Annotated in this window: 21 protein-coding genes and 5 tRNA genes; 14 read left to right on the top strand and 12 right to left on the bottom strand. The window is 55.5% G+C overall.

Annotated features, from left to right (window positions below):
- Positions 1-53: 53 nt before the first annotated feature.
- On the bottom strand, positions 54-527 hold the full coding sequence (locus CKROP_RS10710) for a DUF3099 domain-containing protein (protein ID WP_012731702.1): 474 nt from the start codon (positions 525-527) through the stop codon (positions 54-56).
- A 145-nt stretch (positions 528-672) separates the two neighbouring features.
- On the opposite strand from CKROP_RS10710, the gene CKROP_RS05260 reads away from it, so the two are divergent.
- Together CKROP_RS05260 and CKROP_RS05255 are read left to right on the top strand one after the other, a co-directional pair.
- A complete protein-coding gene (locus CKROP_RS05260) occupies positions 673-912 on the top strand; it encodes a DUF3039 domain-containing protein (RefSeq protein WP_012731701.1) in 240 nt (79 codons plus the stop codon).
- Positions 909-2,636 (top strand): DEAD/DEAH box helicase, encoded by a 1,728-nt coding sequence (locus tag CKROP_RS05255; RefSeq protein WP_012731700.1) that lies wholly within the window; start codon positions 909-911, stop codon positions 2,634-2,636. The genes CKROP_RS05260 and CKROP_RS05255 overlap by 4 nt, the downstream gene beginning before the upstream one ends.
- Positions 2,637-2,771: 135 nt before the next feature.
- Here the strand turns inward: CKROP_RS05255 and CKROP_RS05250 are convergent, their stop codons facing one another.
- Both CKROP_RS05250 and ppgK read right to left on the bottom strand, forming a co-directional pair.
- Positions 2,772-4,637: an RNA polymerase sigma factor gene (locus CKROP_RS05250; RefSeq protein WP_012731699.1), complete on the bottom strand. Its 1,866-nt coding sequence runs from the start codon at positions 4,635-4,637 to the stop codon at positions 2,772-2,774.
- 455 nt (positions 4,638-5,092) lie between these two features.
- Entirely contained in the window at positions 5,093-5,848 is a 756-nt protein-coding gene (gene ppgK, locus CKROP_RS05245) for a polyphosphate--glucose phosphotransferase (RefSeq protein ID WP_041629341.1), read from the bottom strand.
- Positions 5,849-6,016: 168 nt separating this feature from the next.
- On the opposite strand from ppgK, the gene CKROP_RS05240 reads away from it, so the two are divergent.
- Complete coding sequence (locus tag CKROP_RS05240; RefSeq protein ID WP_081429482.1) at positions 6,017-6,982, top strand: inositol monophosphatase family protein; 966 nt, start codon at positions 6,017-6,019, stop codon at positions 6,980-6,982.
- Between the two features lie 230 nt (positions 6,983-7,212).
- Entirely contained in the window at positions 7,213-7,509 is a 297-nt protein-coding gene (locus tag CKROP_RS05235) for a DUF4193 domain-containing protein (RefSeq protein ID WP_041628833.1), read from the top strand.
- 155 nt (positions 7,510-7,664) lie between these two features.
- On the opposite strand, the gene CKROP_RS05230 is transcribed toward CKROP_RS05235, so the two are convergent.
- On the bottom strand, positions 7,665-8,174 hold the full coding sequence (locus CKROP_RS05230; protein WP_012731695.1) for a DUF3093 domain-containing protein: 510 nt from the start codon (positions 8,172-8,174) through the stop codon (positions 7,665-7,667).
- A 254-nt stretch (positions 8,175-8,428) separates the two neighbouring features.
- Between CKROP_RS05230 and dut the strand changes: the two genes are divergently transcribed.
- The 4 genes from dut to CKROP_RS05210 all read left to right on the top strand — a co-directional run bounded on the left by dut (position 8,429) and on the right by CKROP_RS05210 (position 12,101).
- The gene (dut, locus tag CKROP_RS05225) at positions 8,429-8,914 is read left to right on the top strand and encodes a dUTP diphosphatase (protein WP_041628832.1); all 486 of its coding nucleotides are present in this window, start codon (positions 8,429-8,431) and stop codon (positions 8,912-8,914) included.
- A 129-nt stretch (positions 8,915-9,043) separates the two neighbouring features.
- On the top strand, positions 9,044-10,021 hold the full coding sequence (locus tag CKROP_RS05220) for a DUF3710 domain-containing protein (RefSeq protein ID WP_012731693.1): 978 nt from the start codon (positions 9,044-9,046) through the stop codon (positions 10,019-10,021).
- A complete protein-coding gene (locus CKROP_RS05215) occupies positions 9,984-10,700 on the top strand; it encodes a DUF3159 domain-containing protein (RefSeq protein ID WP_237698401.1) in 717 nt (238 codons plus the stop codon). Before CKROP_RS05220 ends, CKROP_RS05215 begins: the two co-directional genes overlap by 38 nt.
- Before the next feature lie 9 nt (positions 10,701-10,709).
- A complete protein-coding gene (locus CKROP_RS05210; RefSeq protein ID WP_012731691.1) occupies positions 10,710-12,101 on the top strand; it encodes a class I SAM-dependent RNA methyltransferase in 1,392 nt (463 codons plus the stop codon).
- A gap of 111 nt (positions 12,102-12,212) precedes the next feature.
- Here the strand turns inward: CKROP_RS05210 and CKROP_RS10705 are convergent, their stop codons facing one another.
- Together CKROP_RS10705 and CKROP_RS05200 are read right to left on the bottom strand one after the other, a co-directional pair.
- Complete coding sequence (locus CKROP_RS10705) at positions 12,213-13,586, bottom strand: ribonuclease D (RefSeq protein ID WP_169302951.1); 1,374 nt, start codon at positions 13,584-13,586, stop codon at positions 12,213-12,215.
- A gap of 16 nt (positions 13,587-13,602) precedes the next feature.
- Entirely contained in the window at positions 13,603-14,184 is a 582-nt protein-coding gene (locus CKROP_RS05200) for a DUF3000 domain-containing protein (RefSeq protein WP_012731689.1), read from the bottom strand.
- A 443-nt stretch (positions 14,185-14,627) separates the two neighbouring features.
- Here CKROP_RS05200 and hemE point away from each other — a divergent pair, with 443 nt between their 5' ends.
- The 3 genes from hemE (at position 14,628) to hemQ (ending at position 18,134) form a co-directional block, all read left to right on the top strand.
- Positions 14,628-15,782 carry a uroporphyrinogen decarboxylase gene (gene hemE, locus CKROP_RS05195; RefSeq protein ID WP_012731688.1) on the top strand — a complete coding sequence of 385 codons (1,155 nt, stop codon included), beginning with the start codon at positions 14,628-14,630 and terminating at the stop codon, positions 15,780-15,782.
- Positions 15,776-17,245 carry a protoporphyrinogen oxidase gene (gene hemG, locus CKROP_RS05190; RefSeq protein WP_012731687.1) on the top strand — a complete coding sequence of 490 codons (1,470 nt, stop codon included), beginning with the start codon at positions 15,776-15,778 and terminating at the stop codon, positions 17,243-17,245. The genes hemE and hemG overlap by 7 nt, the downstream gene beginning before the upstream one ends.
- A gap of 127 nt (positions 17,246-17,372) precedes the next feature.
- Positions 17,373-18,134 carry a hydrogen peroxide-dependent heme synthase gene (gene hemQ, locus CKROP_RS05185; protein ID WP_012731686.1) on the top strand — a complete coding sequence of 254 codons (762 nt, stop codon included), beginning with the start codon at positions 17,373-17,375 and terminating at the stop codon, positions 18,132-18,134.
- Between the two features lie 83 nt (positions 18,135-18,217).
- On the opposite strand, the gene msrB is transcribed toward hemQ, so the two are convergent.
- The 6 genes from msrB to CKROP_RS05155 all read right to left on the bottom strand — a co-directional run bounded on the left by msrB (position 18,218) and on the right by CKROP_RS05155 (position 20,307).
- Positions 18,218-18,649 (bottom strand): peptide-methionine (R)-S-oxide reductase MsrB, encoded by a 432-nt coding sequence (msrB, locus tag CKROP_RS05180; protein ID WP_012731685.1) that lies wholly within the window; start codon positions 18,647-18,649, stop codon positions 18,218-18,220.
- A 154-nt stretch (positions 18,650-18,803) separates the two neighbouring features.
- Positions 18,804-19,706 carry a dihydrofolate reductase family protein gene (locus CKROP_RS11100; RefSeq protein WP_012731684.1) on the bottom strand — a complete coding sequence of 301 codons (903 nt, stop codon included), beginning with the start codon at positions 19,704-19,706 and terminating at the stop codon, positions 18,804-18,806.
- 76 nt (positions 19,707-19,782) lie between these two features.
- Positions 19,783-19,853, bottom strand: a tRNA-Cys gene (locus tag CKROP_RS05170).
- Positions 19,854-19,945: 92 nt separating this feature from the next.
- Positions 19,946-20,021 (bottom strand) — tRNA-Gly (locus CKROP_RS05165).
- 56 nt (positions 20,022-20,077) lie between these two features.
- A tRNA-Val gene (locus tag CKROP_RS05160) sits at positions 20,078-20,152 on the bottom strand.
- An 82-nt stretch (positions 20,153-20,234) separates the two neighbouring features.
- Positions 20,235-20,307, bottom strand: a tRNA-Gly gene (locus CKROP_RS05155).
- Positions 20,308-20,568: 261 nt separating this feature from the next.
- Between CKROP_RS05155 and CKROP_RS05150 the strand changes: the two genes are divergently transcribed.
- The 3 genes from CKROP_RS05150 to CKROP_RS05140 all read left to right on the top strand — a co-directional run bounded on the left by CKROP_RS05150 (position 20,569) and on the right by CKROP_RS05140 (position 22,383).
- A tRNA-Val gene (locus tag CKROP_RS05150) sits at positions 20,569-20,640 on the top strand.
- A gap of 307 nt (positions 20,641-20,947) precedes the next feature.
- The gene (locus tag CKROP_RS05145) at positions 20,948-21,622 is read left to right on the top strand and encodes a copper resistance CopC family protein (protein WP_012731683.1); all 675 of its coding nucleotides are present in this window, start codon (positions 20,948-20,950) and stop codon (positions 21,620-21,622) included.
- Between the two features lie 98 nt (positions 21,623-21,720).
- Positions 21,721-22,383, top strand: coding sequence for a copper chaperone PCu(A)C (locus CKROP_RS05140; protein ID WP_012731682.1), 663 nt, complete (start codon positions 21,721-21,723; stop codon positions 22,381-22,383).
- Positions 22,384-22,596: the final 213 nt, after the last annotated feature.

Here is a 22,596-nt window from a genome sequence, read left to right as displayed (position 1 = left end):
TAAGTGAGGATCCTAAACGAAGAGATTCGGGTAGCGCACGCTGCGCTGGACGATTACATCGTCGTGTTGGGATCAGCGTTATTCCGCTCGGTCTCGTCAGGATCAACATCCACCGTCGTTGCCCTTGAATTGGCGGCTGCCTCTGATTCATCTGATTCGTGTGATGCAGCTTGTTCGTGCCCGGCGACCAACTCGCGAGCGCGTTCTCCGTCGACAAGACCGTGAAATGCGTAATAGGCGTCTCTATTCACGGCAGGCTTATACACCTGCGGCTTCCTCGGATCGTGTGTTTCACCCACGGCATTCGCTATCACAACCGCGATCCATGGAAGGGGGACAGAGATCACAGTAAAAATGGCCGCCAGCACCAAGTTGTGCAACAGCATGTACGCCAACGCGGCGAGCAAGAGGAACGGGATACGCGATCCCTGCAAGACGGCATACTCACGCCGCCTGCGGTGCCAATCCTCAACTGGCGACCTCTGGGCGTCGGTAATAAGTGCGACGTGCTTGCGTCGGTGGAACATACTCCCCACCGTAGCCCCTCGACTGCGATCACGAAGCGTTAGCGGTAGGGTAGATAGCTCCTAACCGGCAATCTGGATTCCCGGACCTCACATGGGGTGGCTCGGGACTCTCCACCTGACTTGACGTATAAGGCATGATTGAACCGTGACAACACCGCAGACAACCACGATTGAACGCACCAAGACCGAAGAGCAAACAACTGATTCGGACACACCAAAGTACTTCCACTATGTGAAGAAAAACCAGATAGTGGAATCAGCTGTGAATGGTAACTACGTGGTGGCATTGTGTGGGGAAACTTTTCCCGTCACCAAGCAAGCCAAGCCGGGTTCGCCGGTGTGCCCGGAATGTGAGCGCATTTATCGGGGGCTGCGCCGACGGTGAAACTCCGCGAATGGCAGCAAGCTGCGCTCTCGCAGTACTTTGACGCAGATCCAGACGATTTTCTAGCAGTTGCAACGCCGGGAGCAGGCAAAACAACCTTCGCGCTGACACTTGCTCGGCGTCTCCTTGATCGGAGAGCTGTCAACCGCATCATCGTGGTTGTTCCCACGGAACACCTGAAACACCAGTGGGCCGACGCTGCTTCGCGGATGGGGATTGCGCTGGATGCCAACTTCACGAACTCGGCGGGGACCCTCAACCCTGTTTTTGACGGGATGGTGGTCACCTACGCTCAGGTTTCGATGCACCCGTTTAAACACAACTCCTTGGCGACGAGGACAAAGTCCCTGGTCATCATGGACGAGATCCACCATGGTGGGGATGCGAAGAGTTGGGGCGACGGAATCCGCTATGCGTACTCCGATTCCGCGAAGCGCCTCGAGCTGACGGGTACGCCCTTTCGTTCCGACGATGCTCCCATCCCGTTTGTGCGGTATATCGAAGACGGAGACGGCCACCAGGTATCCCGCGCGGATTACACCTACGGGTATTCCCACGCATTGCGGGACGGCGTCGTGCGTCCCGTCGTTTTCATGGCGTATTCCGGGGAAGCGCGGTGGCGGGACAGCGCAGGGGAGGAGTTTGCCGCCAGGCTGGGCGAGCCCCTCAGCGCCGAACACACGGCCAAAGCGTGGAAAACTGCTCTTGATCCCAAAGGGCAGTGGATCCCATCTGTCCTTCGTGCCGCCGATATCCGTCTCAAAGAGTACCGACGTGTCATTCCCGACGCTGGAGGTCTCGTCATAGCCACGGACACGAAGACGGCGCGTGCCTACGCGAAGATTCTTGAGCGCTTGTCTGGCGAACCGGTGACCGTTGTTCTCTCCGACGAACCTGGATCCTCTCGTAAAATCGAAGAGTTTTCCCGGTCTACTGAGCGGTGGCTTGTCGCCGTTCGCATGGTGTCAGAAGGCGTCGATGTGCCTCGCCTCGCTGTCGGCGTGTACGCGACATCGTCGTCGACACCGCTATTTTTTGCGCAGGCTGTAGGGCGATTTGTTCGCGCTCGCGTCCCCGGTGAAACAGCGTCAATTTTCTTACCATCGATCCCGGTGCTCTTGGACTTGGCGTCCCAGATGGAGGCTGAACGCAACCATGTTTTGGGTAAACCGCATCGGCCCAATGAGGGTTGGGATGATGAGTTGGTGGCGCAAGCGAACAAAACTGAGTCCGAACCAGATGACCTCAAAAAGTACGAGTCGCTTGGCGCCGATGCGGAACTTGACCACCTCATTTATGACGGTTCATCCTATGGCACGGGGACATTATCGGGGTCTGAAGAGGAAGCAGAGTACCTGGGGCTTCCGGGTCTGCTGAATGCGGACCAGATGAGGCAACTGCTGCAAAACCATCAGCAAGAGCAGTTGAAGGCTCGTGAGCGGGAGAAGAAGAAAGCCGACGAAGCACGGCGGCGGTTCCACGATCCGCGCGACGGCGAGGGGGACGACAATCGCCACAACCCCGATAGCAGTCGTGGTGTGATTGACGATCTTCCGCGCCTACGGAAAGAACTTAACGCGTTGGTCTCTATCTCTGCCGCGCGAACCGGCCGTCCGCATGGGCAGGTGCACAACGAAGTCCGGCAGGCATGTGGGGGACCGCAAACGGCGTTATGCACCGCTGACCAGCTGCGGAGCCGAATTAATTATCTGCGCAAGTGGTGATCTGCGTGGCGCTCAGCCGTCGTATATTACCTGCACGGACGGTGCTTTGAGACTTGATATACATTGTCGCCCGCATCATCCTGTGGATTGGATACGGGCGACACTAAGTAAACTGCGCGGGCTAATGTGCGCAGACTAGTCGAGATAATCCCGGAGAACCTGCGAACGCGACGGGTGACGCAGTTTCGACATTGTCTTCGATTCGATCTGGCGGATGCGCTCGCGGGTCACGCCGTAGACTTGGCCAATCTCGTCCAAGGTTCGCGGCATACCATCGGTGAGGCCGAAGCGGAGCCGAACCACTCCTGCTTCTCGCTCAGTCAGGGTCTTGAGAACGTCCTGGAGCTGGTCTTGGAGGAGGGTGAAGGAGACCGCGTCGACAGCCACAACTGCTTCGGAGTCCTCGATGAAGTCACCGAGTTGGCTATCGCCTTCGTCGCCGATCGTCTGGTCCAGAGAAATCGGTTCGCGAGCATACTGCTGGATTTCCAGGACTTTGTCCTCGGTAATGTCCATTTCGCGGGCCAATTCCTCGGGGGTTGGTTCGCGGCTTAGGTCCTGCAAAAGCTCGCGCTGGATACGACCAAGCTTGTTAATGACCTCCACCATGTGGACGGGGATACGGATTGTCCGAGCTTGGTCAGCCATCGAGCGCGTAATGGCCTGCCGAATCCACCACGTTGCGTACGTGGAGAACTTGTAACCCTTCGTGTAGTCGAACTTTTCGACGGCACGGATCAGACCTAAGTTGCCTTCCTGAATAAGGTCGAGGAAGGCCATTCCACGGCCCGTGTAGCGCTTTGCCAAGGACACGACAAGACGAAGGTTGGCTTCCAGCAAATGGTTCTTTGCTTTGCGGCCATCATGGGCGATTGATCGCAAGTCTCGCGATTGCGCCGGGCTCAGCTTGGTGTTGCTCGCCTTGAGCTCCTCAAGCTTGTGGTTCGCGTATAAACCAGCCTCAATACGCTGCGCGAGGGACACCTCTTGCTCTGCGTTAAGCAGCGCGACCTTACCGATCTGTTTCAGGTAAGCGCGGACCGAATCCGCGGAGGCTGTCAGCTCAGCATCTTTCCGAGCTTGGCGAAGCGCTGCCGACTCATCTTCGTCCCACACGAAGTTGCCATTGTCGCTATCGTCATCGTCATCATCGTCGTCAGTTGACGAATCATTAGTGCGCTTAATGGGCGAACTCGAGTGGTCGTCGTCCATCTCGTCCTCGTCCAGACCTGACTCTTCATCTAAGTCGTCACTGTCGAGGTCATCATCGTGATCGAGATCATCGTGGTCGACGTCGTCATCGAGATCATCATCCAGGTCGGAGTGATCCATATCGATGTCATCGTCATCATCGATATCATGCAGCTCGAAATCGTCTCCATCTTGATGGAGATCAGCATCCGCACCATTCGACGCATCCTGATCAGGATGTTCGTCGACAACCTGATCATCCGACGTGATCAAGTCGGTATTCTTCTCGGCCGCCGTGTCCTTAGTCGACTTACGGCTTGCGGACGATCGCTTATTGGCGGTCTTCGTGGTCTTCTTCGCAGCTGATTTCTTCGACGCCGCTTTCTTAGCGGTGGATTTCTTCGTCGTTGTCTTCTTAGCTGCAGTCTTCTTTGCAGCCGTTTTCTTGGCCGCAGTCTTTTTAGCCGCTGTCTTTTTAGCTGCGGTTTTCTTGGCCGTGGTCTTCTTTGCCGACGACTTCTTAGCTGCTGTCCGCTTGGTTGCCTTCTTCGCGGTGGACTTCTTTGGAGCAGCCTTTTCCTGGGACGATGAAGAAGACTCGTCCGCAGCTGCCGACGTATCTTCGTGGAGGGCGGATGATGCCGAGGCCTGCTTCTTGGCAACCTTATTCGCAGCAGTCTTCTTCACTGTGGCTTTCTTTGCCGCGGTCTTCTTCGCAGCAGTTTTCTTAGCCGCCGTCTTCTTCGTGGCCGCTTTTTTGGCTACAGCCTTTTTCGGTTTTTCAGTCATGCCTGTTTTCGCTGTCTCCACTATCGCTTTGCCCCTTCACCGTCATTAAACCTTGTGCGCGCCGTGGTTATTCCTAGAGTTCCATGAAGACTCGGTTCCTGGCCGACAGAGGCGGTTTCCCTATCTTGCGATATCCCGATTGACGTCAATGCGACTACTCGGGGTTGCTCGATACTGTCCACATGGCCCTTCCTGATCGATGAAGATTTCGATTGGTGCTGCGCACAGATTTGACTGTTTTCGCATGTCAAGCGCCGGCGCCTACCCCAGATAGCGCGTCGCCGTCGTGGGTTGACCCCGCGAGATGGCGATTGACGATCGCGTCACACGCCCAGGATGTGGCCTGAGCGTAATGAAGGTGTATGGCAGCCAGAGTCACTCATGTGCGCAACGAGCTGGATCGACCGCCCAGTATAACCTACGTACCTTGCTCCACGTCGAGCGGCTCCGACTCTGTGTCCTTAAGCGTATGTACTTTATGGACAAATATGGTCACGCGCTGCCATCGCCGCGCCTACAATTCCGGCTCGGTTGAGAAGTTCAGCGGGCACGACTGTCGTTTCGCATGTCAATCGCGGAATCCATTTTTCATGCTTGCGTGATATGCCGCCCCCGGCCACAAACGTCGTGGGAGAAAAGAGCTTTTCGTACTCTTTAAGGACTCGGTCCACGCGTTTTGCCCATTCTTTATATGACAAGTCTTTGCGCTCTTTGACAGCCGAGGAGGCGCGTCGTTCAGCTTCCTTACCATCAATGTTTAAATGACCTAACTCACTATTGGGATACAGTTGCCCGTTAATGAGCAAGGCGGAGCCGATTCCTGTACCAAAAGTCAGGAAAATGACCGAGCCTTTCCGCGCAATAGGGTTCCCGTAGGCCACCTCTGCTATTCCGGCAGCATCCGCGTCATTGAGGACAGCGATATCGCGGGTTGGCCCAATATGGCGGTGGAAGAGCTCCGACACGTCGGTATCAATCCACGATTTGTCGATATTTGCCGCGCTACGAGCTTGCTGTTGTTTCACAATTGCGGGAATGGTGATCCCAACAGGGCCCGTCCATTCTGCCTGCTCAACGATCTGACGGCATGTGTCAGCGACAGCGTCGGGAGTCGACGGCTTTGGTGTAAGAATCTTGATTCGCTCTCCGACGAAAGTCCCGTTATCGAGATCAACAATTGCGCCTTTTACTCCGCTTCCGCCGACATCTATACCAAAGCCGTAATTATTCATAACTCCGATAGTAGCGGATTTCATGACGGCAACTCCGGATGAATTCGACGATCGAGCCGTTATCGGAGGAATTCTCCCGAGGAAATGGCGGCGTACGTCGTGCCGTCGTCAGTGGGAGTCGGGGATGCTGGGCTGCAGCAAGGGGCGAAAATGGTTACCGTGGTTCGTATGACTTCTTCAGAAAACTACGCCGAAAGCACCAATGATCCTTCGGATGCCAACCCACAATTAGTGGATCCGAACACGTCGAACCCATCCACGTTGACCGATGAAGCGAGCTCAGAGCTTAATGTGGCCCTGTCAGTAGCCATTGCTGCAGGACGACATGTGCGTGATCAGCGGGCAAAGATCGCTGACCTCTCCGCTTCGGTAGCTACGAAGTCATCCGATAACGATCCGGTGACAGAAGTAGATACATCGACCGAACAATTAGTCCGGAGGTTATTGTCGACGGTCCGGCCCAACGACACCGTGTTTGGCGAGGAATCGGGCGGAGAACTGCCTGAAGAAGGAACTGTATGGGTTGTCGACCCGATCGACGGCACCGTCAATTTCCTGTACGGGATACCTTTTTACTCGGTGAGCTTAGCTGCGCAGGTGAATGGCAAAACCGTTGCCGGGGTTGTTGTCGATGTCGCGCATGATCTGACTTACTTCGCCTCACGTGAGGGCGGTGCATACGTGCGGAAGGGGGCCTTGGAGCACGAGACCACCGAGCCCCGCGTCGTCGCGTCTGATAAGCAGCTATCGGTATCGCGGAAACACGATTTGTCGCACGCTCTCGTATCTACGGGCTTTGGTTATACAGCTTCCCGACGGCATGTGCAGGGGACTGTGGTGAGCGCGATGCTTGAGACTGTCCGTGATATCAGGCGGCTTGGCTCGGCAGCCTTGGACCTATGTCATGTTGCCGAGGGCAGTGCCGATGCACACTACGAGCACGGGTTGAACCTCTGGGATTATGCGGCTGGCGCTCTGATTTCTCGTGAGGCCGGTGCACGCATTTCTGTGCCGCAGCGCATGAGCCTGGGGAGTGAGGGGGAGCTGCTGATGGCAGCGCATCCTGAGCTTTTTGATGAGCTTAAAGAAGGCTTGGCCCGAGCAGGCGGACTCGACCCAATACCGTCTGAGTAGTACACGAAAGTGAGCCCCGGGGGCGGGGGAGTATAAGACGTCAACATTCCCCCCTCTCATTTCTTTAAATTCCAGTTGGCGCATACCCTCTGAACAGCTGTTTTGTGAATTGGGCCGGATGTAGCAGATCCGTGAAATATGGCGTGGCCGCGTAGGACGTGACAATGCTAAGAAATTGGTCTAAAGTGCGCGTCCGACCGGCAGTTTCATCATTTCGGAGGTCGCTTGATATGCCCAAGGACTATGACGCCCCTCGTGGGGACAGGCAAGATTTCGACACAGACTCGCTTGAAGGACTTCAAGCAGCTGAGAATAAAAAAGGACCAGTGGACGATACCGACGATGGCGACATCGTCGAGCCTATCGATCTTCCTGATTTCGACTATTCCAATGAAGAGATTTCGGTCGATGTCGTACCGAAGAAGTCAGACGAATTCACCTGTGGCGTGTGCTACCTAGTTCAGCACAGGAATCGGTTGGCCTACACCGAAAATGACGGCACGATGGTGTGCCGCGATTGCGCTTAGTCGCTGACCTTTCACAGACCCGTCAGCGGTAGCACTTTGGTTACCGCCGTGCTTTGTAGCCGCGGTGCGCTGAGCTGATGGTTCAGCATGCCCACACGCTCGTGTAAATAACGGTCATTCCTGAACGTGACCCGTCGTTCAAGCCCGGCTACCGCTTAGTAGATGGGACGATCCAGTGCTTCGAGAAGTGCGTCGGGGTCTTTAGTGCTGACGAGCCAATATGGCGTCGGATCGTGCGGATCATTCAGCACCAACATCACCATCTCGGGCACCCAGGCATGGGAAACGACATACGCCTCCGGGTCTAATTGCCTTCCCATAGCGGCGCTTTTTGCTGTGGCAGGAACGGCAAGTGTTCGTTCGATTACCGACGCCGGAAGTTTCGCTGGTCCCACGTAGAGCCAGCGTTCCCCGTGAGGCGTTTCCTCAACCCGTATGACGTTCCCCGATAGGGAAATGAGGGACCATAACGCCGCCGCCCCGAAGACGATCGCTCCGATGAGTGTCCAATACCAGGGGCGATTGAGCCCTAATTCGTAGGACAGCAGCACAACAAGGCCTAGAACAGCAACCCACCAGTAAAACGGGATCCACTGGCGCTCTCGGTACAGAACGTCGCCACTGCGGGTTGATTTCTGTGAGGGAGTATCACGCTGTTCATTCACAGCTCCCTAGTCTAGCGTGCCTATATTTTCGCTCGCGGTTTCGTCGTCCCCTGTGTTTTTATCGTGAAGTCTTGATGTGTCTTTATGCGGATGAAGCACGGATGAACAAGGCAATGACCAGTAATAACGGGAGGCTGAGCCACCGTGCGGCTTCACCTAAGCTCGTAATCCACGTCAATGCGGCGAGTCAATGACCTGAGTCGGCGAAAAACGCTAATGGTTATGTTCGTCCGCCGCTCGGTTAGTCTAAAGACGTGACTAAGACACCCAGTATTCGCGTACAACGACTAGATACCGGCCTTGATCTCCCGCGACGCGCTCACCCCAGCGATGCGGGAATTGATTTGATGTCGACCGATGACGTCGTACTCCAGCCAGGTGAGCGGAAGCTGGTCGGAACAGGCATAGCAATTGGTTTACCGGTGGGAACGGTGGGGCTGATCCATCCGAGGTCCGGGTTAGCGCTAAAAAAGGGGCTCTCAATCGTCAATACGCCGGGCACCATCGATGCCGATTATCGTGGCGAGATCAAGGTGTGTTTGATCAACCTTGATCAGCATGAAGCGGTCACCATTTCGCGAGGGGACCGGATTGCTCAGCTTGTCGTTCAGGAAGTTGTGCTGAGCGACGTCGTCGAGGTTGACCATCTTGATGAGACAGAACGAGGCCAGGGCGGCTATGGCTCTACGGGCGTTGGAGCTACAGATGGCGTAGATCATGTTCTACGATCGCAGCAGTAGAGGCCTTATGTTCAAGGCAGAAAAAATGAGTAATTAATACGAGCAGTTCAGAGCAATGCTCAGAAAAATAAGGCGATCACGCTCGTGTCAATGCAGCCATGACATGAATTCTTGGTAAGGAGTTTGCCTATGTGGCCCTTTGGGAAGAAAAATAAGCAACCCGACGAAACTAATGAATCGGATTTTCACACTAATTCACGCGATGAGCGCAATGAATTTAGTGATGAAGGACCTGATACCACCAGCAATAACGGCCTATCCGGGGTAGCGTCCTCAGCTTCGACGTTCGATGCAATGGAGGGCGAATCGGGTCCGTTCGATTCTCGACGCGAAGATCTCGACCGTTTTGACTTCAGCGACTTCGCCAAGGGGGACATTGACCTGGGGTCGCTTCTTGTCCCGATCCCTCATGAGGCTGAGATCCAGGTGGAGGTCAGCCAGGAGGGGCCACGCGCTGTTCACGTTGCCAGCCCATATGGCCGCGTGACACCAGTTGCTTTCGCTGCTCCTCGCTCCGGTGGCCTGTGGGAAGAGCAGCTGAACGAGGTTGAACAGCAGATTACTAACGATGGGCTCGAATCCCATCATGAGTCTGGCCCGTGGGGAATAGAGATTACCGGTGTTGGGCCCCATGGAATGATGCACATGATCGGTGTCAACGGGCCCGGGTGGATGCTACGGCTGACAGCGGTAGGGCCAGAGGAGTCTCACGATCAGTTGGTCGCCCTCACGCGTGGGATCGCCGCTCGTACCATTGTGAAACGAGGCGACAGCCCAATGCCGGCTGGTGAAACGCTTCCTGTCGCCTTGCCCCAAGACATGGCTCAAGAGCTTCAGAAGGCAATGGCTCAGCGTGCCGCGGAAGCCCAGCGCGCCGCCGAGGCTCAGCAAGCACAAGGGAATCCGCAGAGTGCAGCGTCGTCAGCAAGTATTGCCGACGATTCCGCGGGCTCCACAGGCGGAAACCAAGAATCATCTGACGCAGGGCAGGAAGGTCCTGATTCAGAGAGCGCTGGCCGTCGCCGTTCAACCGGCAGTCAGGCCTCTGCGCGAATGGAATCCGCGATGGATGAGCTCGACCGCGAAGAAGATGATGACAAGTACTGACCGACGCCAGATAAAACAACAAGATCAGTCGGCCTCGAGTGATAGCCCGACTCTCCTTGAACAACTTGGCGGAATTTCTGGTCTAGTGTCATCGACTGTGCCGATTCTTGTTCTCGTCCCGGTGAATTCGTGGTGGGGGCTCACTCCGGCTTTGATCTCCTCACTAGCGGTTTCACTTCTGATTTGCGTGTGGCGCCTTGTTCGGCACGAAAACATGCAGCCCGCTATCTCCGGCGTCATGGGTGTGCTTATCGCTGCGGCCATTGCGTGGTACGTCGGTTCCGCGAAAGGCTACTTCCTTTACGGGATCTGGTACTCGGCTGTTGTGGGGTTGGTGTTTTTTATCTCCTGCCTTGTGGGTTGGCCTGCTGTGGGAGTGATCTGGCGCGGGCTCAATGGTCGCGGTATGCGATGGCACAAGAATACGTCGGAACGCCGTTATTTCGTTCTTGCGACCATTGCGTGGGCCTGTGTTTTTGCGGCGCGGTTCTTCGTTCAGAATCATCTCTACGGATCGTCAACGACGAATATCCTGGCCGTCGCGAGGATTGCGATGGGATGGCCCCTGACTATTCTCGTCATGGTGGTGACCGTTTGGTCGGTACGCAGGGCAGATGCAGTCAAGGACGATGACGCGATTGATGAAATCGATGAAATGGCGTCCGATACAGACGAGTGAGGTAGGCGAGTGACGCACACTGAGAATCACCCACACGATGGTGTTCCATCACATGCCACGGTGGATATCACCGATTTTGCCTATGGTGGGCAGGGGATTGGTCGCGTCGACAATCACGTGGTTTTTGTCGACGGTGCTGTAGCTGGTGACCGTGATGTCGCCGTCGATATCGATGCCGAGCACAGTTCAGCATCTCTGTGGAGGGGTGAAGCCCGAACAATTGGTCACCGCTCGCCTCTACGGGGTGATGGAACGATATCGTGCCCAGCCGCCGAGAAAGGTGCTGGCTGCTGTGACTTTCTAGAGGTTGCGCCCGATAAGTCGGCTGAAGTGAAGGCCAGCATCACGGCAGATCAAATGCGTCGGATTGGGCACTTTGACGTTGAACCGACGTTTGAGACGTTGTCGCCGTATCGCGGGTGGCGTACGAGGATGCGACTAGCCGTCGACGATGAAGGCCGCGCTGGTCTCCGCGTCAAGTCTGGCCACCGTGTCGTGACGAATGCGGTGTGTTCCCAAGCCGCGCCTGGTTTGATGGACGGCCTGGATGCGATGCGTTTTACTCCGGGCGCTGAAGTGATACTCGCGCTCGATTCCAATGGCATCCGCCACATTGTGGAAGTCGATGGTGGTGCGTCGTCGAAACAACGTTCCGGTGCGGCGCGTCCGCGTACATCTCGGCGTGGACGACGGGGGCACAGCACGGTAATAGAGGGCGGAAATTACTGCGTTGAACGGATATCCCATAATGCCGCCTCAACTCCATCAGAACCAAGTAATAACCTGGTTGGGAACAGTGGCGCTGGGGAGGGAGCTGCCCATTCCGCGGAGGGTCGAACCTTCGTCCTTCCGCCAACCGCTTTTTGGCAAGCCCATAGTGGTGCTCCGACACGGTATCGCGAGCTTGTTCGTGAGCTCCTCCCCGAGGTTCATGGTGGGGCTGCATGGGATTTATACGGTGGGATCGGGCTGTTCGCCGATATTTTGGCCGAAAAAACGCGTGGTCCCGTTGATTCCGTGGAGATTGACAAAAATGCTCGCACGTGGGGCCGACGTAGCTTGAACACCCTAGCTGAGCCCTCATTCAGCCCGTCGTCGATCAGATTTCTGACCTCCAGAGTTGATCGCGCATGGTCGTCGCTCCGACGAAACAACAAGGGAGGAGTGGACCTCGTTGTTCTTGATCCTCCGCGAAAAGGTGCAGGCACGAAGGTGATTGGTCAGATAGCCGCGGCGCATCCCGAAGCCGTGGTTCATATTGCCTGCGATCCGGCGACGGGTGCTCGTGACTATGCGGCCTGGTTAGACCACGGTTATGAGATTTCCTCCATGAGGGTCATTGATGCGTTCCCCGGTACCCATCACATGGAGATCATCACTGCTTTTACCAAGCGGTCTTAGCTTCGCGAGTGCCATGTCCTGGGCGGTGGTGAAAGTGCTGGTGTGCGTGGAGAAATGAAGGCGCGGATTGTGCGTTCTCCGTGAATTGCGCGGTGGCCAGACACGTCGTGTTTAGCGATTGTGGTCTCCAAGAGCGTTGGCGCACACAGGGGATACAATCCGCCGTTGCCACCGTCGGACCCCATGTCGGGTGAAAAACATGTCGATATCCGTCGCATGGGCCTGTGGTTCCGACGAAAAATGCCACGCCATGAGCCTCACTATCTGCGGGGTAATGATCACCTCGTGGGAGATACCGGTTTGTTCAGACACCACATTGATGGCCTCTGAGCATAGGGAATACAGTTCTTCAGCTTTCTGCCCGCGGTCAGAATTGGGGAATCGCCGTCCTCCCGCATAATGGGTATCTGAGTGACGTCCCTGGTGTCGTGACGGGCCCCGGTCGTCGTCGGTTGCACAATGAGGGCGCGGGGTTGATGACGAGGATGCGGTGGTCTTGTCCTGCTCGCCTTGAATGATGCTCCACCATGAGCGCGCGTTTCGCATCGATCGGAAGTGCGCTGCGTCCATCATTTCTTGAAAAGTCCGAGGATTTTTTCGAGCAATCGCTATCAGATCAGAATTCGATAACACCCGATGAGGAGAGCGATCTACCGCCCGCGCCCGCCGGTCTCGTTCGCGTGACAAGGTAAAGGCAAGCTCACGTTGAGCAGGGGTAGACAGATTATTGAGGCCCTTCACCCGCAGTGAAGGTTCCACTGAGGGGGCATCAGCCAGGGTAGACGTGCGAATATATTCACACTCTTCGGCCCACCACGCGAAACGATCTAATTCCGAAAGCAAACCAGCCACAGTGGTGGAAAGCTCAAGGAGACATTCGACGTCCAGGGCCGCGTAATCGAGCCATTCGTCGGGAAGGGGCCGTCGGGACCAATTTTCATGCCCGTGCTCTTTAGCCAAACGGTAGCCGACTAAACCATCCACCATGTCGCCCAAGTTGACCTTCTTCAGCCCAGCTATGCACCCACCCAGTTCGGTGTCACAAAGACGATGAGGAGTAAGCCCCATATCAAGAAGGGCAGGTAAGTCGGTCCGTGCAGAATGGATAATCCACGTTAGCCGGTTGACGACGGGAGCTAGGGGGCCCATATCGGAGCGGCAGGCTTCAGCGTCGACGAGAAATAGTCCGCTACCGGCACGTTTCAGTTGGAGAAGAAAGGCGCGATCGCCATAGCGGTAAGCCGACGCTCGTTCAGTATCGACGGCGAGCGGGCCGTGGCCATTTGCCAACACACGGGCAGCATTCTTCAACTCGTCCACGGTGGAGATTAACGACGGGGTCCCGCCCGATGGCGTCGATAACGGCACAGAAGCAGATTGTGGCGATAAAGGAAAAGTAGGAGAGGGCTTGGGAGCTGGGGAGATGTACCAATCGCCTAGGGGAGCCTCGTCACCATCGTCGTGAATATCATTGTCTCCAGACAAGCCACAACGCAGCATCCTACTGTCCAAGCTGAGCGACTCCTTCAGGAGGAAGTCCCGCTACCGACGCGAGAACGTGAGCGAAAGCCTCGACGTGGGAAGCAAGATCAGTATCATCCGCCGTCCACGATGCACGCAGCTCAATCTGATACGCCTTACCCGGGCCCCCAATATTCCCATACCGGGCCGACGACGTGGAGGTCACCGTGCCTCCGAGTTGCGAATAATGCGCTCCCTCACTGGTTAGACCCTCAGAAAGCCACTGCCAGGCGACATCAGGCAACAACGGATCCGACGCGACCTCCGGGTCCATGTCTGCCTGGATATACGCGACAAGGCGAAGAGCCTGGGACCAGTTCCCGTCGCTCCGAGGATCGTGAAGGAGAATCAGCCGCCCAAAAGCATCGCCGTCCGTATCCCGCGGAATAGTGCGTGACTGCTCATGATCCACTTCTAACCCGACGGCGTAGCTATATGGAGCTAAACGCTGGGGTGGGCGAATTGACCCCATGGATATTTCCTGACGCAATGAGGCCGCATGGATGGAAGCCACCGCGTCATGGAAAACCTGGGGTTCGTCGGTGGATCCATCATGATTCATGGATGCTGAGGTCTCCTTACGGGGAGTAGCAGCGTTTAACCGGTGGGAAGCAGAATTGTCGTCGTGCGATGGCTGATCAATGCTCACACTTGGGCACGGTACAGTTTTCTGCCGTGTTTGCTCAGGAGGCGCGCCGGGGGTTCGATGTCAAAGTCCCAGCTAGCGATGAGTCCCGTAGGGCTCTTCATGTTGCATACCGGTGTTGTATATCGTCTCGGTCCAGCGTGGTGACAAGTCCATGTGGGCTGAAACGTACGGGAGGCTTGTGTTTGGAAAGCTGATGTGAGCCAGTGATGGGGTTACTGCGTCGCTAAAAATACTTAACGACGGGGGGACTGCGAAATCGCCTGTGCCAGTGGAATCTTAGCGACGCTGGGGTACACCCGGTAGGGGCGATTGTCGCGAGTGTTCGATTCAGATCGAGACCTGGCACTATAAACCATATGCATGGAATGAGTACGAATTCCGGCGACTCTCCAGATATAGCTTCGTCGCGCCGCACATTGTCGCAGTCATCGCTACTCGACGCCGCGTATGGAGCCACTCCGCACCATCGGCCTGTTTGGTTTATGCGGCAGGCTGGGCGCTCACTTCCGGAATACCGGAAGCTCCGGGAGAACATCGGGATGCTGGAAGCATGCTTTACCCCTGATGCTGCCGCTGAGATCACTCTGCAACCCGTACGCAGGCATAATGTCGACGCTGCGATCTTTTTCTCAGACATTGTTGTGCCGCTGAAGGCTGCGGGAATCGGGGTGGAGATTGTTGCCGGCCGTGGTCCCATCGTTGATCATCCCATTCGTTCGCGGGCTGATATTGACTCGCTTCCCGAGTTGGATCCGGATTCTATTTCGTCTATCGGTGAGGCGGTCCGAGAAATCATCGGGGAGCTGCGTGATGACCAGGCTTTGATCGGATTCGCCGGTGCTCCTTTCACCATTGCGTCCTATTTGATTGAGGGGGGACCGTCGAAAACCCACCAACACACGAAAGCCATGATGCATGCTGATCCTGACTCATGGCACGCCCTCATGCGTGTGTTGACGGACTACATCAAGGTTTTCCTCGGAGTGCAGATCGACGGGGGAATCGATGCCATGCAGCTATTCGATTCCTGGGCAGGCTACCTGCACGCGAGGGATTATAACGATCTCGTTGCCCCGTATTCGGCTGAAATCTTTAGATTCGTTTCCGAGAGGTCATCACGTGGTGGCCGTCGGCCCATTCCTCGAATTCATTTCGGCGTGACGACGGGTGAGCTCCTCGGTTCCATGGCGCAAACAGGCCCCGATGTCATGGGTGTTGACTGGCGGGTCGACATGGCTACCGCGGCGCAGCGCATTAACGTAGCTTTAGCGGACAAGAACGGGGAAGCAGGTTCTGGTGCGATAACGCTTCAGGGCAATATTGACCCAGCCTTACTTTTTGCAGGTAAAGAAGCCGTTGATAAGGAAATCAATCACCTTTTGACCACGACGGATCAGCTTATCTCCGAAGGAAAGATTTCAGGTCATATTGTGAACTTGGGGCATGGTGTTCTCGCAGACACTGACCCGGACGTTATTTCTCACATCGTAGAAAAGGTGCATTCGTGGTAAAGACGCGTGTTGCGGTTATTGGTGGAGGACTGTCGGGACTTGTCGCGGCTTATGAAATCAGTCGTCGCGACCCCGATACCGACGTCGTTGTTTTTGAAGCCTCCGACACGGTCGGTGGGAAACTGAAGACCGTTGATCTCGCTACCGGCAGTGTTGATGTGGGGGCAGAGGCGTACCTCGCCTTCCGTGCCGACGCCACCCGGTTCTTTACTTCCTTGGGGTTGAAAGACCGGCTGCGCTATCCATCCGACCTCAAATCCGGCTTATGGATTGGCGACGGTACCTTGCATTCCGTTCCGTCACGAACGGTGATGGGAATTCCCGCCGATAGTTCCTCTGTGAAGGACCTCGTTGATTCCGAGACCTGCGCACGGATTGATGCTGAGGGGGAGGCATACTCGATACCGTGGGTGGAAGGGGAAGATGCCTTACTCGGTGCGTTGGTTGCCGAGCGAATGGGGCAGCAGGTCGTGGACCACGTAGTCTCCCCGTTGCTGGGTGGGGTCTATTCGTCCCGCGCTGAGGACCTCGGTCTACGAGCGACGATTCCGGAATTAGCTGCGGCAATGGATGACCTTGCCAACCATGGCGAACCTGTGACATTAACGCGAGCGGCTGCTGCTGTCCTACAGCAAAGAGATGAAGCACGTGAAGCACGAGTAGCCGGGGGCGCGGCAGATGAGGAGTCGCCGAGTGCGTCGGCGAAGAAGCCTCCGGTGTTCGCGTCTTTCGTCGGGGGCTATCGTGATCTGATCGATGCGCTGGTTGAGCAGTCGTCGGCAACCATTCGTGTGAATGCACCTGTCGCTGCGGTATTGCCGGCAGAGGAATCAAGTGCCCATCGTTTCCGCGTCGTGAGTGGTTCGTCGTCGACAGAGACTGAAGATTTCGACGCCGTTGTCGTCGCCACTCCAGCGGATGTCGCGGGCCAGCAGCTCACTGAGGTTGCCCCTGTGGCAGCAGACATTCTCGGTTCGATGGATCTAGCGTCGAGCGTTGTACTTGGTCTACGTCTGCCGAATGACGAGGCTATCCCAGAGACCACGGGTATTCTCGTGTCACCTGATGCGGGGCTTCACGCTAAAGCCTTTACTTTCTCTTCGCGTAAGTGGCCCCACGTCGATGATCACGTTGGTGCTTTCATTAGGACTTCGTTCGGCCATTGGGGCGACGATTCACTCGTCAGAGAAGACGAAGACACACTGGTGAAATACGCTATTGACGACCTCGAAACCATTACAGGCCAACGCCTGCACCCCGAAGAGACGGTGCTTCAAAAGTGGTGGGGTGGTTTGCCTCGATACGGCATGGGTCACGATGAACTCATCAATGTGGCGCTTAAGGATATCAGTCAGGTCGAGGGGCTAGAAGCTGCAGGTGCTATCTGGCATGGCGTCGGCGTTCCAGCGTGTATCGCGCAAGCGCGTGAGGCGGCGAAGAAGGTGATGGATACGGTTATGTGACAGTGATCAGAAGGCTCCTGCCTTCGCGGGGAGTCAAGAACAAAGTTCCACATATGTCGTGTGCATCGAGCTTCGTCGTCACATCACGAAGCTCCGGTAGTTTACGAAAGAAAAGAAGAGGTTGACCATGACTGAAAACCAGGACGACGTTCGTCAAGAAAATAGTGATAGCTCTGCTGGCCCCGAGCACAAGCATCGTCTGAATTATAAGAAACTGAATGCGACTGTTCGGTACGCGATGTGGTCGGTCTTCAAGGTTGCCCCCGGTAAATTGGGTGAGGACCGGGACACAGTGGCCCAGGAAATGCGTGACTTTATTGCTTCTTATGAGCACGAAGATCTCACCATACGAGGGATCTACAACGTTTCCGGTATTCGTGCGGAAGCTGACATCATGATTTGGTGGCACGCTGAAAAGATGGAAGATCTGCAGGACGCTTACAATCGTTTCCTGCGTACGACGACCTTGGGACGTGCATGTACGGGCGTGTGGTCACAGGCAGCGCTCCACCGTCCATCCGAGTTCAACAAGTCCCATGTGCCGTCCTTCATCGCGGAAGAAGAACCGAAGCGGTGGATTGCTGTTTACCCGTTCGTCCGCTCGTATGACTGGTACGTGATGGATCCTGCGGATCGTCGTCGGATCCTGGCTGACCACGGAAAGATGGGGCGTGATTACCCCGACGTCCGTGCGAACACCGTTCCGGCTTTCGCTTTGGGCGACTACGAATGGATTCTGGCCTTCGAAGGTCCGAAGTTGGACCGCATCGTGGATCTCATGCACCACATGCGCTACACAGAGGCACGGCTCCACGTCCGTGAAGAGATTCCGTTCTTCACCGGACGACGAGTTGACGATATCGCCGAGATCACCGATCTCTTGCCATAGTCGTTTCGTCAACAAGCTGTCGTTACGAAGACATGGGGCGTGCCGCTAGGGGGAGCGGTACGTCCTCGCTTAATTTTTGACTGCTAATCCTTGGTTGCCGGTTCTAGCGTGAGACTGATGCTGTTAATGCAATAGCGTAAATCCGTAGGAGTGTCATAGCCTTCGCCTTCGAAGACGTGGCCCAGGTGGCTATGGCACTTCGCGCATTTCACCTCAACTCGGTGCATCCCGTGGCTATTATCAGCGACTTCAATGATCCGGTCTCCGGCGAGTGGGGAGAAGAACGATGGCCACCCGCAGTGGCTATGGAACTTCTCGCGGGACCGGAAGAGCTCAGAACCGCAGGCTCGGCACCGGTAGACCCCTTCAGTCTCGGTATCGGTGTATTCACCCGTGAAAGGAGCTTCGGTTCCCGCTTCCCTGAGGACCCGGTATTCGGCGTTGGTCAGCCGAGCCCGCCATTCATCATCGGTAAGGCGACGAAAGTCCTCGTGTTGTTCGTCTTTGTCAGTCATTCTTTCCTCTCGGCTTCGTGAAAGATTGTTAACAGAGGTTACTGTTTTAACTCATTTCAACATCGCATTATGGTTCGTTATTTCACGGGGCCGTATAAAAAGCTTTAGTTCGCCATCTCCGAAAAGGGGCTAATTGCACCACCATCCGCGTGGTCTAGGTGTGCTCGTTGCATAGACCGTACCTAAGGAACACAGCTCCATCCTGCTCATACCCTATTGCGAGGAGTTCACCATCTGTCGGTGTGCCAGTGACCGTCTTGGCCTCCTCGTCTGTTCCGTCGGAGGTTCCGTAGGCAATTCGCGGTGCATTGCCGGCCTGTACACCGGGATGAATTGTCAAGATCACTTCATCGATGGCGCGTGATGCTATGAGTGATCCCAGAAAGCGAGGCCCGCCTTCACAATCGACGACGCTGTAGCGGTCGCTTAACCATTGACGGATATGTGTGCCATCGAGTTTGTCGAGGACGTCGACGTTTATGCCGTGGTTCCGCAGCATTGTCCGGTTCTTGCTAAAAGTCGATGTTTCTGACGCACTTCGATCGGTGAGGATGATAACTGAGCCCCCGTGCTGGATTTCCTCGGACGAATGGTTGTCAGAATCTTTGTCTCCGTCTCCCGATTCCGGGTGATCGTCATTGGTGCCGTCAGTGGTGGTGAGGGGGGATGAAAGGATGTCTGAGAGCTTTTTGTCATCCAACTGATGGGTAGTGAGAACCAAGTCTGCGGTTGGTGGTAGTCCATGGTGCGATCGGGTCTGGATTTCATTCGCGCTCAACTCGATGGGGCCATAGCCTTCAGCGAGGGCCGTGGACAGACCAGCTATGACGGCCTCGGTTTGCCGGCGATGCAGAGCGAACATGGCGGAATCGATCGGGCCGCCGAGCTCTCCTGATGTGCCACTTGATGCTACGGAAGCGCCATCGATGGTCGATACCATGATTGCTCGAATGTTCAGTGTCTGTGGCACAGGGTAGGGGAGGAAGCGCTCTAATGCGCTGTCAATATCGGGATCGTTGTCGGGCGGAAAAACCGTAACTGTGGGTGATGGTGCCATGGCTCCACAGTAGGCGGGAATGCGCCCGCCATGAATTCTGTGGAAAGTCCCCGTTGAAATGAATATGTTGAGCTTGAGGTGGAAACGGGAATCGAACCCGTGTACACGGTTTTGCAGACCGTTGCCTCACCACTCGGCCATTCCACCATACGACGATGATGAGGAAAGGATTTCACTCACGCATCATGATGCACGATAGCACAAAAGGGCAGTGATCTGCCCTTTTACACCTTGGTGCATGGAGCGGATGACGGGACTCGAACCCGCGACCCTAACCTTGGCAAGGTTATGCGCTACCAACTGCGCTACATCCGCGAGACTCATCGTCCAGCAAAAGTATGAAAGAAACTTTCTCAATCTGCTGCGATAAGTGGTGCGCGATACTGGGATCGAACCAGTGACCTCTTCCGTGTCAGGGAAGCGCTCTCCCGCTGAGCTAATCGCGCATGTAGTCGACCAGACCATGAAACTTCGAGAGATCCATCGTCGAAAAGTCAACCTAGATAACTGAAATGTCTATTTCAGTTGAGCGGATGACGGGACTCGAACCCGCGACCCTAACCTTGGCAAGGTTATGCGCTACCAACTGCGCTACATCCGCATGACGTGTTGTGTTGGGCTCGGAACCCCGTAACACGCGAAAGAAAGACTAGCCGTAGCGATAGTTAATGCACAAATCCCCAGGAAAACAGGCTTTAGCATGATCATTTCGGGGGGTTGCTGACGGAAAACTACGCGGACCGACCGTATCGAGCCTATGCGCCTCTACAGAGCCTCACCGCGTTTGGTACATAGGATTGTGGGAGCACGTCAACGTCATTTTTGTTCGTGACTTCCTATCGTGCTAAATTTTTGGCTTGTCGGTCTCATGGCTCAGTGGAAGAGCGTTCCGTTCACACCGGAAAGGTCGCTGGTTCGATCCCAGCTGAGACCACAGACAGCCCGGGCACCACGTGGTGTTCGGGTTTTCGCATATCCGGGTCCTGCCGCTGGTGGCCGGCGCAAACGTAGTGGGGGTGAAGTGCCGTGGATAGTGGGGAACTTCCTGACGTGTTTCGACGACTAGTGTCTACGCGGTTCGCGAGTGGGCACCGGGCAGCTTGGAAGCGTTATATATCGCCACATCCGTGGTGGCTTCGTACCTGAGCGCCAGGTGGCAGCGTGGCGTGTAGAGGTTAAGAGATTTTGTGTGCCACGATGGAGAGAAGTAGTTGGTTTTACGCAGCTCTGGGAGGGCTGAGATGAGCGACAGTCGAACTGTACGGTTCCGAAGTGCGGGTGGCCTTATCGTATCCCTCATTCTTATCCTGGTGGGGGCGGTTGCTTTTTCACCGCAGGCCTGGGCTCATGACAGCGTGGTGTCGTCGTCGCCCGAGGATGGTTCGACAGTATCGGAGTTTCCTCACGACATTCAGCTGACGATGTCAGGCAACCCGAGAGATAATTTCAACACCATAGCGGTGTCGAACAAATCGTCGGGAAAAGTCATTGCCAAAGGAACACCCACTATCTCGGGGAATGTTATTTCATTCACAGTTCCTGAGGATGTCGATGCCTCGCCGGGTACATACGTCGTGGGGTTCCAGATCACCAGTTCTGATGGGCATTCGACACGTGGGTCAATTTCCTTCACATATCCTGGGGATTACGACAAGGGAGAATCTGCAGCGCAGTCCGCGTCGACGGGGGAGTCGGAGGGGAATACGAATGAATCCGGTGGTTCTTCTGTCCCCTCCGCGAATGCTAACGACGGAACCTCCCAAGACACAGACTCATCATCCTCGACGTCGTCGTCGCCATTTGGATCGAAAGCCCTGTGGCTATCTATCGCCGTTATCATCGTCATTATCGGTGCTCTCGTGGTTGCGTTACGACGTCTTCGTGACTCAAGCTCTGACGATCGAGACTCACGATAAAACACCAAACAGTAGATTCTTGGAGGCGACTTCGAGGATCTAAATATCGCATTGTGGGGCGTTAGTGTTCCACAGGAGGAAGTGAGGAGTTACAGAAAATGAGTACATCACGGTCAACATCTCGGCTGGCTGTTCGGGTCGCCGGAGCTTCAGTTCTGGCCCTGTCACTAGGGCTCGCTGCGTGTTCTGTCGACGAAGATTCGGATAAAGACGGCTCACAATCGGCGACAACGACAACAACGTCGTCGTCCGCGAGCAGCACAGAAAAAGCTTCCGGCAATGTTTCACTGGATCAGGGCTATGTGAAGTCGAAGACCCCGGATAAAGCGATGACCGCGATTTTCGGAACTCTGGAGAACAACACCGATAAAGAGAAAGTCCTCGAGTCGGTGTCGTCGTCCGATGTCAAAGGTAATTTCGAACTGCACACCGTTGTCGACGGAAAAATGGTCGAGCAAAAAGAAGGGTTTAAGATCCCCGCAAATGGGACTTTGGAGATGAAACCCGGCGGAGAACACATCATGATTATGGACAATCATGATGAATTAGCTGCCGGGGACAAAGTTAATGTGCAGTTGAAGTTCAAAGACGGTTCCACGGAGAAAGTGTCTATTCCTGTCCGTGAACAGCCCTCGGGCGAAGAAAACTACGGCGGCGACGACAGCTCTGACATGTCAGGGATGCCAGATATGCCAGGTATGAGCGATTCAGCTCAGCCGGGTGGCCAAGCAGACCACTCCATGCACGGGCATTCCCACTAGATCAGCTACATCAGCCGGTTGATGTCACGATATTCGAGGCATCATCTGGTTACTGATTTCTGCTGATGCCGACGTTTGAGCGCTGGCCTTATCCGCCCCTGCGGTTACGGTCGGCGCCCCACGCTGTGTGGTGTCGTCCAGCGATCAGGGAAAACTCTACGTCAGCAGAAGTTTTTTACCCCACACAACATCATTTCGAGACAACATCATTTC

The organism is Corynebacterium kroppenstedtii DSM 44385 (genome assembly GCF_000023145.1).
Lineage (GTDB): Bacteria > Actinomycetota > Actinomycetes > Mycobacteriales > Mycobacteriaceae > Corynebacterium > Corynebacterium kroppenstedtii.
Note: the sequence above shows the minus strand (reverse complement) of the source record. Positions and strands in the feature narration are given on the sequence as shown.